The sequence below is a fragment of the Micromonospora saelicesensis genome (assembly GCF_900091575.1).
In the GTDB taxonomy this organism is placed as follows: Bacteria; Actinomycetota; Actinomycetes; order Mycobacteriales; family Micromonosporaceae; genus Micromonospora; species Micromonospora saelicesensis.
In genome coordinates this window covers 608,498-621,611 of the sequence record NZ_FMCR01000004.1, presented here as the reverse complement: position 1 = coordinate 621,611, position 13,114 = coordinate 608,498, and the positions used below count along the sequence as shown (strand labels likewise).

10 protein-coding genes, 1 tRNA gene and 1 other RNA gene are annotated in these 13,114 nt (G+C 68.7%); 5 read left to right on the top strand and 7 right to left on the bottom strand.

Features of this window, described 5'->3' with window-relative positions; translation table 11 throughout:
* Nucleotides 1–36 precede the first annotated feature (36 nt).
* The 3 genes from GA0070561_RS21065 to GA0070561_RS21055 form a co-directional block, all read right to left on the bottom strand.
* Nucleotides 37–2,469 (bottom strand): hypothetical protein, encoded by a 2,433-nt coding sequence (locus GA0070561_RS21065; protein WP_091403443.1) that lies wholly within the window; start codon nt 2,467–2,469, stop codon nt 37–39.
* A gap of 159 nt (nt 2,470–2,628) precedes the next feature.
* A complete protein-coding gene (locus GA0070561_RS21060) occupies nt 2,629–3,123 on the bottom strand; it encodes a hypothetical protein (protein WP_244166349.1) in 495 nt (164 codons plus the stop codon).
* 92 nt (nt 3,124–3,215) lie between these two features.
* Nucleotides 3,216–3,770: a hypothetical protein gene (locus GA0070561_RS21055; RefSeq protein ID WP_091403438.1), complete on the bottom strand. Its 555-nt coding sequence runs from the start codon at nt 3,768–3,770 to the stop codon at nt 3,216–3,218.
* 97 nt (nt 3,771–3,867) lie between these two features.
* On the opposite strand from GA0070561_RS21055, the gene GA0070561_RS21050 reads away from it, so the two are divergent.
* Complete coding sequence (locus GA0070561_RS21050) at nt 3,868–5,631, top strand: hypothetical protein (protein WP_244166347.1); 1,764 nt, start codon at nt 3,868–3,870, stop codon at nt 5,629–5,631.
* Between the two features lie 74 nt (nt 5,632–5,705).
* Here GA0070561_RS21050 and GA0070561_RS21045 read toward each other — a convergent pair whose 3' ends face one another.
* Together GA0070561_RS21045 and GA0070561_RS21040 are read right to left on the bottom strand one after the other, a co-directional pair.
* Nucleotides 5,706–5,897 (bottom strand): DUF397 domain-containing protein, encoded by a 192-nt coding sequence (locus tag GA0070561_RS21045; protein ID WP_091403433.1) that lies wholly within the window; start codon nt 5,895–5,897, stop codon nt 5,706–5,708.
* Nucleotides 5,888–6,655 carry a helix-turn-helix domain-containing protein gene (locus GA0070561_RS21040; protein ID WP_091403430.1) on the bottom strand — a complete coding sequence of 256 codons (768 nt, stop codon included), beginning with the start codon at nt 6,653–6,655 and terminating at the stop codon, nt 5,888–5,890. Before GA0070561_RS21040 ends, GA0070561_RS21045 begins: the two co-directional genes overlap by 10 nt.
* A gap of 197 nt (nt 6,656–6,852) precedes the next feature.
* Here GA0070561_RS21040 and GA0070561_RS21035 point away from each other — a divergent pair, with 197 nt between their 5' ends.
* Both GA0070561_RS21035 and GA0070561_RS21030 read left to right on the top strand, forming a co-directional pair.
* Nucleotides 6,853–7,095 carry a flavin reductase gene (locus tag GA0070561_RS21035; protein ID WP_091403427.1) on the top strand — a complete coding sequence of 81 codons (243 nt, stop codon included), beginning with the start codon at nt 6,853–6,855 and terminating at the stop codon, nt 7,093–7,095.
* A 71-nt stretch (nt 7,096–7,166) separates the two neighbouring features.
* On the top strand, nt 7,167–7,367 hold the full coding sequence (locus GA0070561_RS21030) for a hypothetical protein (RefSeq protein ID WP_091403425.1): 201 nt from the start codon (nt 7,167–7,169) through the stop codon (nt 7,365–7,367).
* 238 nt (nt 7,368–7,605) lie between these two features.
* On the opposite strand, the gene GA0070561_RS33115 is transcribed toward GA0070561_RS21030, so the two are convergent.
* Nucleotides 7,606–9,003 carry a HEPN domain-containing protein gene (locus tag GA0070561_RS33115; protein ID WP_141710415.1) on the bottom strand — a complete coding sequence of 466 codons (1,398 nt, stop codon included), beginning with the start codon at nt 9,001–9,003 and terminating at the stop codon, nt 7,606–7,608.
* Nucleotides 9,004–9,589: 586 nt separating this feature from the next.
* Nucleotides 9,590–9,674 (bottom strand) — tRNA-Ser (locus GA0070561_RS21025).
* Between the two features lie 82 nt (nt 9,675–9,756).
* On the opposite strand from GA0070561_RS21025, the gene ffs reads away from it, so the two are divergent.
* An RNA gene (gene ffs, locus GA0070561_RS21020) (signal recognition particle sRNA small type) lies at nt 9,757–9,846 on the top strand.
* A 202-nt stretch (nt 9,847–10,048) separates the two neighbouring features.
* On the top strand, nt 10,049–13,090 hold the full coding sequence (locus GA0070561_RS21015; RefSeq protein ID WP_091403423.1) for a DNA polymerase III subunit gamma and tau: 3,042 nt from the start codon (nt 10,049–10,051) through the stop codon (nt 13,088–13,090).
* Nucleotides 13,091–13,114: the final 24 nt, after the last annotated feature.

Genomic DNA, 13,114 nt, shown 5'->3' with positions numbered 1-13,114 from the left:
GCCGGCTCTCCGAGTGGAGAGCCGGCTCGCCGCCCGTCACGCGCCGGGGTTGCTGGCGTCGCGGTGGGTCAGCTGGTACGCAGCGTCGACGCCGTCCGCCTCCAGGATCACCGTGACTGGTCCGTCAGGTAGCGAGCAGGAAATGGTCCGCTCGACGGCGTAGCCGGTCGGGCCGCAGTAGCGACGCCCCTCCGAGTCGAACACCGACAGGCGAGCGTCACCGGTACCGTCGGTCCGCTTCCACGTGAACGACTCCGTGGCGGCGCGAGCGTCGGCCGGGATCGAGAAACAGACCCCGAAACGGTCCGCACCCGTCGTCACCGTGGCACCCGTCGCACCCGCCGGCAGCGTCGGGCAGGCGGGCGGGCCGTCGGTACGTGCGAACGCGAGCGAGTACGGCCCGTCCGAGGCGCCGTTCCGCGAGTTGAGCACGGCGAAGTACGGCGCCTGGCCGGTCAGTTCGCAGTGGTACTGGCGCAGCGCCCAGGAGGAGTCACACATGAACGCCCCGGTGGAGTCGATCACCGTCACCTCAGGCGAGCCGGCTCCGGTGGCGTCACCCGGGAGCAGTTCGGTGATGAGAGCGCCGGAAGGGCTGCTCAGCTGGAGGCAGTCGAACTGCGCGGGGTTGGCGAGCTGCCCTCGTACCGGTGCGTCCTGCCAGCCGGTGTCGGACGCCGGCCGGCAGCCGGACGGCAACCACGGCAACACCGCGAGGTGGTACCGCAGGCCCTCGTCGATCACCGAGTCCGGAGCACCGCCACTGAGCACGAGCGTGTACCTGCCGGCGGTGGGGACCTGACACGCCTCGTCCGTGCACACCCGGTGGCCGGTGCTGTCGTAGACGTTCGCGTACTGCCGGTAGTTGTCCTCCCCGACCGCCTTGACCCGGTAGTTGCCCGCGGCGGGGAGGTCCAGGACGCGGCACCGGACGGCGCCGAGCGGACCGGCCGGCGCGGCGTTGTACGCCCCGGGGGTGACCGTCGGGCAGCCGGTCGCGTCCGAGAGGCTGCGGACCTGCATCCGGTAGGTCAGGTCGGTGTCCTCCGAGGCCCAGCGGGAGAGGTAGGAGACGACCCGGAAGGTTCCGGTCGACGGAAGGACGCAGCCGTCCTCCCCCTCCGACGTTTCGGCGCACACCACGCCGCCCTGCTCGTCGACGAGCCAGGAGGAGAGGTCGTTGTACCGGTCCGGGGTCCGGTAGACCATGACGCGCTCACCGGCCTCGCCGTGGAACGGCTGGCAGTTGGTCTGCACCGCCGAGGTCTGGTGCACCGTCAGGGTCGGCTGGTCCCACCCGAGCCCGGTGGGGGCGGCACAACCCTCGGACTGGTCGAGTCGGGCCACCGCCACCTGATAGGTGACCGGTTCCCAGTTCCAGTTCTGCGCCACGAACGTGTAGTTGCCGGCCGTCGGTGCGGCGCAGGACCGCGAGGAGTCCCACTCTGCGCACACCACTCGTCCCGCGTCGTCGTACACCTGCCAGTTGAGGTACTGGTTCGCGTTCTGCTCCATGCGGACGAGCAGCGGGCCGGGGGTGGTGACTCGCAGCGCTTGACAGCCGATGCCCTGGTTCGGCGGCACGGTGCCGGTCCCGACCGCCGCGCCCGGGTCCCCGAACCCGGTCAGGGGCAGGGCGGGGCAGCCGACGGCCCGCGAGAGCCGCGGCATCTTGAGGGTGTAGGCGGCCTTGCTGCCGTAGGTCTCCTGAAGGAAGAGCCGGTACGGCCCGGACCCTTCGAGCGTGCAGTCCGTGGGGTAGCGCACCGTGCAGACCGGCTGGAACTGCCCGTTGAGGATGGCGCCCTGGATGTCCTCGGCACCGCCCGGGTCGGCCAGGTGCAGGACTGTGCTGGCGGGCTGCTTGAACGTGAAGCAGCGGGCGGCCAGACCGGCGGGCAGCGTCCCGCTGCGTCCGGTCGAGGCGAAGGAGAAGAAGCTGTCGGGCAGGTTGACGCAGGTGGACGGAGTCCGCATCGACTCTGCCGACAGCGAGTAGGTGCCCTTGCCGGTGCCGTAGTCGAGGCCCACAGTCACCGTGTAGGTGCCCGCAGCGCCGAGCGCGCAGTCCGTCAGGTACGAGCTGACGTAGCAGGCGTGGGTCCCATCAGGACCCTTGACCTCGGCTCCGACACCGTCACCGGAGATTGCTCGGAGCCGGATGTAGAGGGTGTCCTGGTCAACCGTGGAGGTGATCGTCCACGTCTGCTTTGTGGCGCCCGAGATCGACGCGCAGTTCTTGACCGTGCCCAGCGGAAGCTGCCCGCCGCAGGTGGCCGTCGTACTGCCGATCTTCGCCGGGGTCTTGGTGGCCGTGGGGGCCGCCGGGATGACCGGCGCCTGCGCCGGCTTCGTGGCCGGGCGCGGCTGCTCGGCCGTCGCTGTCGGTCTGGCCGACGGTTCGCCGGTCGGGGCGGCGGTGGCTGGACCTGCCAGCAGGCCCGCTCCGGCGGCGCTGAGGGCGGCCACGGCCGCCCACCTCGCCACGTGTCTCCACACTGGATCGAACATGGTTGTACGCACGCTTGGCTCCCCCGCTAGAGTCGCGCGATCTGCGCGAGCGGAGGGATGATTTCACGAAGCTCGATGACCGACAATCGGCTTGTCGGGCATCTACTGAACGACGGTTCAGCAGGGGCCGACGCCCTCGTCGAAGAGGCGGCGCGCCCAGTCCGCGTACCCGGCGATGGTTTTTCGGACCGTGCGCCCGTCGTGCAGGAACAGGTACGCGCGGTCGCCACTGCGGGCGAGCAACCCGTCGAGGCGGCGCGTCCCCTGTGGAGCCCGCAGCCGGCTGACCTCCGGGTAGCGGTCCCAGACCTCGTCGACGGGCGAGCCCGCCGTTATGCCCTCCGGTGTCCGCATCGGGTCGCCGACCCAGAGCAGCACGAGTTTGTCCTCCACGAAGACCGGGCTGACCATGTCGTGGCCGGCGAGCATCGGTCCGCAGGCCTCCAGGCTGGTACGCAGGATGCCGCGTCGGGTCAGCTCGTCCTCGGTGGCACCGAACTCGATGTTGCGCAGGCCGTTCAGGTCGATGATCTCCACGTTGCCGGCGGGCCGGCCGTTCGGAATCGACCCGGTTGGCGGTACGCCGCTGCCCGCGATCGAGGCAGCCGTCAACAGCGTGGCGATAAAAGCAAATTGTCGCAATTTCATGGAATCCCCCAGTCCCCAACGGAACGGGAGCGTTCAGGTTGCTGCCGAACGCCGGATTACTGGTTTTCCCACTGTTCGACCAGCTCGTCCCAGTAGTCGGCGCTGAGTCGACGCCGCCCGTGCGCCAGCCAACCCTCGGTGCTCCGTTCCAGGTGCAACCCCAGTTCGGCGAACGGGTCGATCCAGGTGCCGGGCTCCACGCCGAGCTGACTCAGCGCACCGTTGATCGGCCACTGCTCGCGCGGCGCGCTCAACTCGTCGTCGAAACGTGGGCCCCAGGACAGCACCCCGCCCAACCACACCGCTGCCGACTGGTGGCCGACGCCGCCACCGAACTCCGCCTCCAGATAGGCCACCGGCCCCGACTGTGACCATCGGGTCAGCACCTCGACCAGCGCCGTCGACAACACCAGGCCGAACGGGCGCGCGGCGCTCCGGTCGTCAGTGACGAAATCCGGCAACGACCCGGTCAGCTCGATCACCAACTGCGGGGTGATCGGCAGCAACGCGAAGTCCTGGCGCAGCTCGCCGAGGACCGCGTGATCCAGCTCGGCGGTCTGCTCGCGGAGCAGCTCAATGTCCGCGACCACCGCGCTGAGCTGGTAAGCCATCGAACCCTCCGCCGTCCACAGCCTGTGGATAGAACATGTGTACGACGGTTGCAGGACCGCCGGCCGCCTCCGGACGGTACCCGTCGTTGGCGCTCAGTTGCCCACTGCCGAATGGTCCGTCACCCGCACTGCCCGTTCGTCTTATTTTGAAGATCGAGTCGGCTGCCTATGGTGTCCAGGCGCCCATCGAAACGGGGTATCTATGCAGCGAAGCGCAACTTTTCTGGTTCTCCCAACTGTTCTGGCCAGCCTGGCAATCAGTGCCCCCGCAAAGGCTGCGGAAGGCGTCCGGACCATCACCCGGGACGGCGTCGTTCTCCAGCACCACGAGGTGTCCTGGCTGAAGGCGACGCCCCGGTTGCGGGGCACGGGTGTCGGTCAATCCGACTTCGACGGCGACGGCACCGACGACATCGCGGCCAGTGGCGACCCGTTCTATTACAACTTGCCGCTGACCCCGGCCGGTGTGGTCACCGTGCGGTATTCATCCGTCGCAAAGGTCGACTACCTCATGGGTGCCATACCGGGGGACGGTGGTTCCGTCGCGTTCGGCACGACCCTCGTGGCGGGGAACTTCAACGGCGACCGTTACGCCGACCTGGCGATCGGCAACCCCGACGAGCCGGACGCCCGGACCAAGACCCACGCCGGCGGGGTCTGGGTCATTCCGGGAAGCAGCAACGGTCTGGTGGTCAACTCGGCAATCCATTTCAACCAGGACTCGCCGGGTGTTCCGGACAGCCCGGAGACCTTCGACCAGTTCGGGGGTGCCCTCGCGGCCGGTGACATCAACGGGGATGGCCGCGACGACCTCGCCATCGGCGCCTGGGGCGAGTCGATCGGAACCAAGGCGATCGCCGGGGCGGTCACCGTCCTCTTCGGTGGGTCGGGCGGCCTCACGGCCACCGGGGCTCAGCACCTTCAGCAGGACCAGGCCGCGGTGCCCGGATCGGCTGAGAGCAACGACCAGTTCGGCTTCACGCTCGCGATCGGAAAGGTCGACAACAACCGGTACCAGGACCTGGTCATCGGCGCTCCGCGGGAAAACGACGGCGCGAGCTGGGGTGGCACCGGCATGGTCACCCTGATGTGGGGCTCGGCGAGTGGTGTGTCGTCCACCGGTGCCACCTCGGTCACCGGTGCGGCGATCGAACCCGACGATGGGACCGGGACCATCGCCTGGTACCTGGGTGACGCGCTCGCGGTCGGCGACCTGAACGGCGACGGGCTGGGCGAGGTGGTCGTCGGAGCCCCCGGCGCGCAGACCCCGCACATCAACGGCGGCCTCATCGCGGCCTTCGCCGGCCGCTCCGGCGGCCTGTCCAGCACTGCCGTGCAGATCATCACCCAGCGTACGGCCGGCGTGCCGGACAACCCCGAGGACGACGACCGCTTCGGTGGCGTGCTGGCGGTCGGCGACGTGACCGGTGATGGCAAAGCGGACGTGCTGGTCGGTACCCCCGGCGAGGACGTCGGCTCGCGGGTCGACGCCGGCATGATCACCCTGCTCAAGGGGTCCGCCGGTGGGCTGACGGGGGCCGGCGCGCAGGCGTTCGACCAGAACTACGGGTCTGTTCCGGATGCGTCCGAGAACGGCGACAGGTTCGGCTCCTCCGTCGCCCTGCTGAACCTCAGCCGTGCGAGCGGGCTCGACGCCGTCGTGGCGTCGACCGGCGAAGAGGTGAAGGGTGACTTCGCCGGATATGCGTCCGGGGTCATGAATCCGTTCTACGCCTCCGCCGGCGGGCTGGTGCCGCAGAACAAGACGTGGAGCGGTCTGTCCGACCGGACCGAGTTCGTCTGGCCCCTGCGCTACGGTCTCCGGATCGCTGGACCGCAGAGTGGTGGCCCGATTTTCTGAGTGGTGCTCAGCAACGCCCGGTCGGTCTGTCGTGGACCGGCCGGGCGTTTGTGCGAAGAGGTCGTCGGGGCTGCTCAGGCCCGCCGGGGGAGCTGGCTGACGAACGCGCGCCAAGCCGTGGGCGCGAAGGCGAGCGCCGGGCCGGTCGGGTCCTTTGAATCCCGTACGCCGATGACGCCGGGCAGGTTGTCGGCGACCTCGACGCAGGCGCCGCCGTTGCCGCTGCTGCGGCTGCTCTTGCGCCACCGGGCGCCGTTCAGCTCCATGACTCCGCCACTTCCTGGATGAGTTCGACCGACTGCCAGTGGGACAACGCCTCGCCGCGCACGTTCTCCCATGCCGCCATCATGGCGGCGATGTCCTCGGGGTCGCTAGCCACTTGTCCCTGAAGTTGGTTGTCGAGGTAGCCGGCGACCCGATGGTCGTGGCTGTGCGCGATCACGAAAGGTCCGTTGAGGCCGGCATAGGCGCCGACCGTGCTGGGCACGACGTGCACCCGGATGTGCGGCTCGACGCACGCCGCCGCCACGGCCAGCAGTTGCTCGCGCATCGTCGACCGGCCGCCCACCGGACGGCGGATGACCGCCTCGTCCACTACCGCCGTGAACTGCGGCGGGTCGTCCCGCTTGAGGATGCCCTGCCGGCCGAGCCGGACCGTGAGATGCCGCTCGATCTCACCCCGAGGGATCAGGCCCGCGTCGCCCAGCACCGCGCGGGCGTACGCCTCGGTCTGGAGCAACCCCGGCAGAACTGTCGACTCGAACCAGCGAAGCGACACCGCCTCGCGCTCGATCTCCTGCCACGGACGAAACCAAATGGGATCACGACGTCTTGAAGTGTCCGGCCAGATGTCCGACACGTCCTTGTGCAGAGCCTCCGCTGCCGCCAGCCGGTGGCGTGGATGCGGGATGCGGTCCTCGGTCAACCAGCGCCCCACGGTCTTCGGGTCGACGCCGACGGTCTCGGCGAGGGATTCGGTGGTGTGCCCGGTGTCGCTGAGCGCCACCCGAAGCGCGTCGTTCACGGCCCCTCCATCGGATGTCCTAAATATCTGGCAACCATATCGCTACGCGGTGTATCTGTCTCGTAACTCTCCCGAGGGTGGTCCACAGAAGACGGCGTGGCCGGTGGAGGCGCAGGAGCCCGGCGGTCGGCGTCAGTCCGGGGTCGCCCCGACGGGGAGGCGGGGCGGCCCCCGTCCACCGCGAAGGAGATCCGCCCATGCCCCGCCGCCGCTACCGGAACCACCTGCCGACCCGACCCACCTGGCGCTGTGCCGCGTGCGGCATCGCCTGGCCCTGCTCGGCGGCGAAGCTGCGGCTGCTCGGCGAATACCGGCACGACCGGCTCGCGTTGACCGTCTACCTGGCGGCGCTGCAAACAGAGGCCGGCGAACACCTCACCGACGTCGACCCGGCCCGGCTGACCGACCGCTTCCTCTCCTGGGCCCGCGCCCGCGCCTGACCTCGCCAGCGCACGCTAAGTTCCGGATCGGGGCCGAGGTCGAAGTGGGACGGCAAGGTGGTGTTCGACAAATGAGCAGGTACAAGCGGGCCAGTGACGACGTGATCCGCTGGCCGGACAGCCCGGAGGCGCGGAAAGCGCTCCAGGAGTGGTTCGCCGACGCTTCGGCCACGGCGTACCTGTCCGGGGATTTTCTTGATTTCCGCAGGGCGGACCTCAGCCGGCTCGACCTGACCGGCGCTTATCTCGCCAACTCCCACCTGAACTGGTGATTGGCTTCGGACTGCACCTAGAGCATGCGTTCTAGGTGCAGTCCGCTCTTGCCGAGATCTGAATCAAAGAGACCGAAGGTGCGGCAACGTGCATACCACGGTTGTTGCCATCAGTCATTGGATAGTCGGATCAAAGCCAACGTGTGGGCCTGCCGCCGGACAGGGGTGGTTATGAAACGTTCAGGTGGGCCTGCGTCGGGCCGCGTACTGCTGGTCTTTAGTCATTGCTGCTACGGTATCAATTCTCAGTTAGGCCTTCAGCGGATCTATCGAACGCACCGAATATGAAGTCATTGTCGACATGGTCCGGCTTAAACCCGGGCTGGGAGAGTGCGATATGCAATATGGCACACAAGGCGGCTATGGCGACACGCGAGGCATGCATGGGAATTCCGTCGACTTCCAACAAGTCTTTCTTATGTGGTCCCGGAGTTCCATGCACTACCCTCGAACGGTAGCTATAAACGTCGCGGACTAAATCGTAGACCGCCCTGCTTTTGCCCCATCCCAGTGGCCCAAGGATCGCAGCTGCGCGTATGGATAGGCGATGTACAGTTTCTCCGGACCCCGTCCCAAGCATGGCCTCAAGGCCGATGCACAAATCGATGATTCGGTCTTCGTCGTCATCCCGATCGCGGGACCGGACCAAGCGCCTTGCGGCAACGCGAACGCTTGGATGGCTCTCAGCCAACGCCTGCACATCGTGAGCTATCCGCTCTGACTGATCGGGATCAACCATGAGCCAGGATTGGATATTCGCCGCTTTATCCATTCGTACCGGATAGTCACGAAGTAGGTGAGTGTAAACGCCTCCCCTGCGTACCTCGAACTGTCCAACCCACCCTAACGGTCTAGCAGCCACCTGGACGAAGGTCGTACCTGCCGGTAGTTCGATCGCCGCCCCCTCGAAGAACCTATCTATCAGATCCTTTGTTTCGGGTGAGGGGTCTACAACGAAATAAAATCCATGCCCACCGATCACGGCCGTGGAATCTCTAATAACTAGGGCATGGGTGGCGTGGGCGGCCGTTACAAGATCGGATGTAGGGATGTTGTCCTCCGCCGAAAGCGCTAGGCGCAAGTCCTCATCGATTCCCACCACGGAGTATGCGCCACTATCAATATCCTGCTCGAAGTGTGCACCGAGGATTGGCACGATGACATCAACATGCAGGTCTCTTCCTAGTATGTACTGTTCTTGGTCTAAGTAGAGGCGAGCCAACTTCACTTCATCGGCCTCAGGGGTCTGATCTAAGAGGAACCGCTCAGCCAACACTAGCGGAACCATGGCGACTTCTCGCTCGATAACTTGGCGGTCAGCAGGACTGTCGGCAAGTTCTGCCGGCAACATGAATTTTCCCGCGGCGTGGTCGATCGCTTCAACGGCCTTGATTAGTTCGGCAAGCCCATCAAGTCCTTCGAAGTTGTGTGGACGTGCAACCCCGCTAGCGTCGCGGATAGGGGTCGCGAAAAGTGCTTTGTAGCCGTATTTCGATACCTGCTCCTTCAGTCTTGGATTTGAGGGCTTATCGTTCGGCTCTGACAGGTAGCTGCGCATTTTGGTCAACGCGTCCATTGTGGTTCGGTGAACCGCCTGCCACAGCATTGCATTGGATGGGTTCTGAAGGGATTCCATCCGGGAAGTATATGGCGCGGGATAGTCGTTGGCGGCCCTGCGGCGGTCGCCGTGCCTAGAACCCTGATCCCGACAAGCGCACTGAGAATGTCAATGCTTTTCTCGAAGGAAGAGGACGCCGGGCGCGAAACCGCCGCCCCGGTTCTGGCGTGATGAGGCTGGATGTTCGCCTCATCGACCGGCGAGGCGATCCATCAATCGGCCGACTGCGACGACTGGCTGCTCAAGCTCTGCGCCGGAGTGTGGGACGGCCGGCTACACGGCGCCCGGGGACCTCCGCCGCCTTCATCTTGGTCCTCGGATCTCTGCGCCGTGATGGGCAGCATGGGTTGGTCTTCTCGACCATCGCTGTCCGGTGCCAGCACATCGTCCGGAGCCAGAACATGACGGATCAGGTGCGCCGAGACGCCGCGCAGCAGTTCGGGGGGCTGCTCTGGGGCGATTCGCCGCCGGGCAGGCCGGCAACGGGCAGCCAGACGGGCCGGAGCGGGGCAAGTGAGACGACAATTGAGACGAGAGTGGCGCACAAACGACTCAGGGCCGGTCCCCGTAGGGCCGGCCCTGTCGTTCGTGCTGCTCAGGCGAGCGGAGGATACGAGATTCGAACTCGTGAGGGTGTAAACCCAACACGCTTTCCAAGCGTGCGCCCTAGGCCTCTAGGCGAATCCTCCGCGAGCCAGGATACAGGCCCGTGTCGGCCGGGCCACCCCACCACCCCCTGAAGATCGACGGGCGGTCGGGTAGGCTGGGCGTCACCTCCCGTGCGGCGGTATCTCGTGAACCTCCCCAGGGCCGGAAGGCAGCAAGGATAAGCGAGCTCTGCCGGGTGCACGGGAGGCCTTTTTGTCTGTGGGCCGGTTGATCCACTCGGCATCCGTGATGTCGCGGTGTCCCGACCACGCGGACACCGCGGTTTCCAGGAAACCGAGTCGATCAAGGCCGACAGTCGAGTCGATCAAGCCCGAAGGCCCAGGCGCCCGGGGTGGTGGGTGGTCACCCGCGCCCGACCGGCGCAGAATGGCTCGGTCGAGAGGAGGCGGGACGAGTGACGCTGGCGCTCTACCGCAAGTACCGGCCGCGTACCTTCGCTGAGGTCATCGGCCAGGAGCACGTGACCGAGCCGCTGTCGCAGGCGCTGCGCAGCGGACGGCTCAACCACGCCTACCTCTTCTCCGGCCCCCGTGGTTGCGGCAAGACCACCAGCGCCCGGATCATGGCCCGCTCGCTCAACTGTGAGCAGGGCCCCACCCCGGAGCCGTGCGGCAAGTGTGAGTCCTGCCGCTCGCTGGCCACCGACGGCACCGGGTCGATCGACGTGATCGAGATCGACGCGGCCAGCCACGGCGGTGTCGACGACGCCCGCGAGCTGCGCGAGCGCGCCTTCTTCGCGCCGGCCAGCAGCCGCTTCAAGATCTACATCATCGACGAGGCGCACATGGTCTCGACCCAGGGCTTCAACGCCCTGCTCAAGCTGGTCGAGGAGCCCCCGGAGTACGTCAAGTTCATCTTCGCCACCACCGAGCCGGAAAAGGTCCTCGGCACGATCCGGTCGCGGACCCACCACTACCCGTTCCGGCTGTTTCCGCCGAAGGTGGTCCGCCCGTACCTGGAGCAGCTCACCCAGGCCGAGGGCGTCGCCGTCGAGCCGGCGGTCTTTCCGCTGGTGGTCCGCGCCGGTGGCGGCAGCATGCGGGACAGCCTCTCCGTGCTCGACCAGCTCATCGCCGGGGCCGGCGCGGAGGGGGTCAGCTACGCCCGGGCCGTCGCGCTGCTCGGTGTCACCGACTCGGCGCTGATCGACGAGATGTGCGACGCGCTGGCCGCCGGTGACGGCGCGGCCGCGTACGCCACCGTCGACCGGGTCGCCGAGGCCGGGCACGACATGCGCCGGTTCGCCTCCGACCTGCTGGAGCGACTCCGCGACCTGATCGTCATCCAGCAGGTGCCGGACGCCGCCGCGAAGGGTCTCATCGACGGCCCGGCCGACCAGATCGAGCGGATGGCCGCCCAGGCGTCGCAACTCGGCTCGGCCACGCTGTCCCGCTGCGCCGACATCGTGCACAACGGGCTGGTCGAGATGCGCGGCACCACCGCGCCCCGCCTGCTGCTGGAGCTGATCTGCGCCCGGATGCTGCTGCCCGGCGCTGACGACTCCACCGGCGGCCTGCTCCAACGCCTGGAGCGGATGGAACGCCGGCTCACAGTGGGCGGCACCGACGCGCCGTCGGCCGCCGCCGGCTCCGCGCCGACCAACCACCCAGGGGTACGCCCACAGCAAGCCACCCCGGTCCCGGCTGCCGCCACCCCGGCACCCGCGAACGCCCCGACCTCCGCACCGCCGTGGACGGTCGACCCGGCCGCGTCCCCGACCCAGAGCGCTGCGGGCGCTCCCGCTCCGGCTGCTTCGGTCACCGGGGCACCTGCTTCGCCCGCTCCGACCTCCGGTGCACCTACCTCGTACGTCGTGGCGGCCGACTCGCCGATCCCGGCCTCCCCCGGCGCGTCGACCGGGTCCGCCCCCGCTGACCAGGCCGGACCCGTCTCACCCGCCGGGCCGGCCCCGCGTCGCGTGGTGCCACCGTCGGCGGTGCTACCCGACCCGGCCACGCCCGCGCCGCCCCGACCCGGAGCACCGGCCGCCGCGCTGGACGCGGTCGCGGTCCGCCGCGTCTGGCCCGACGTGGTCGGCAAGGTCAACCGGACCAACAAGCGGATCGCCGCCCTGATGCGGGACGCGGTCGTCCGCGAACTCGATGGCGACATGCTGGTGCTGACGGTGAAGTCCACAGTGCTGGCCAAGATGATGGCCGACCACGCGGCGGTGCTCACCGACGCGCTCTACGAGGAGTTGGGCGGGCGCTGGCAGATCCGGTGCGAGGTGGCCGGCGAGCGCGGTGGCGTGTCGCTGTCCGGCTCACCGCGCACACAGCAGGCCGCACCGGCTCGCCCCGCCGCGCCGCCAGCCACGCCCGCCGCTGCGACGAACGCCGCGACCCCGACTGCCGCCGGCCCGACGAGCGCGCCGCCGGCCGGGCCAAGCACCAACCCCGCGCCCGCCTCGAACGGTGCGCCTGGGTCCAACGCCACGTCCGGCTCGAACGCCACGTCCGGCTCGAACGCCGCGTCAGGCTCGAACCCCGAGCGTGGCTCGAACGGTGCGCCAGGCTCGAACGCTGCGCCAGGTTCGAGCGCGCCTGGCTTCAGCGCCGCGCCTGGTTCCAGCGCCGTGCCCGGCTCGACCTCAGCGCCAGGTGCGAACGCCGCCGGGCCGGGGACTGTGGCGCCCAACGCCCCGACCGTCGTCGGTCCGACGAACGCCTCGCCGACCGCAGCGAACCCGACCGGCCCTGCCGGCTCGGCTTCGCGTGGCGGTGTCGGTGCGGGTTCCGCTGGTCACGGTGCTGGTGGGCAGGGCGCAGCGCCCTCCGCCCCGGCGGCGGACGACGACGGCGACTGGCCGGAGGCGGCCCGCCCTGGCGGCGGCACCCTCGCCGCCGAGGCTACGGATGACGAGGACTGGCCGGAGGCCGCCCGCCCTGGCGGCGCGTCGGCCGGAAACGAGTCGAGCCCGCACTCCGCACAGGCGTCGAGCGGCGCGAACGGCAACGCCGGGAACGGCAGCGGCACCAACGGTGGTGGCGTGAACGGCACCGGGCCAGGGGGTTCGGGCGGTTCCGGGTCAGCGGCTGGTGGCGGTAAGCCGGGCGGGCGGGGTAACCCGACTCCGGCGGCCCGGCAGCCGGCGACAGCCGGTGGTGCGCCGGTGAGCAGCGCCATCGCCGCGGCTCGCGCGGCGGCGGCGGGGCGCGGTGCGCGTACCGGAGCGGCAGCCCGGCCTGTCGCGGACGCCGAGTGGGCCGGCGAGCCGCCCTACGACCCGGACTTCGACGGCCCCGCGCGGGCCGGCCGACCCGGCGGCACGGCACCCGCCGCGGCCCCGGCCTTTGAGGGGTTCGACCCGGGCGACGAGCCGTTGGACGAGATCATCGACGAGAAGACCGCGCGGGAGTCCAGCGAGGAGCAGGCGGTACGGCTGCTCCGGGAAACCTTCGGCGCCGAGAAGATCAACGAAGTCGACGCCCGCTGACAAGCCCCGGCCCTACCTGGCTCG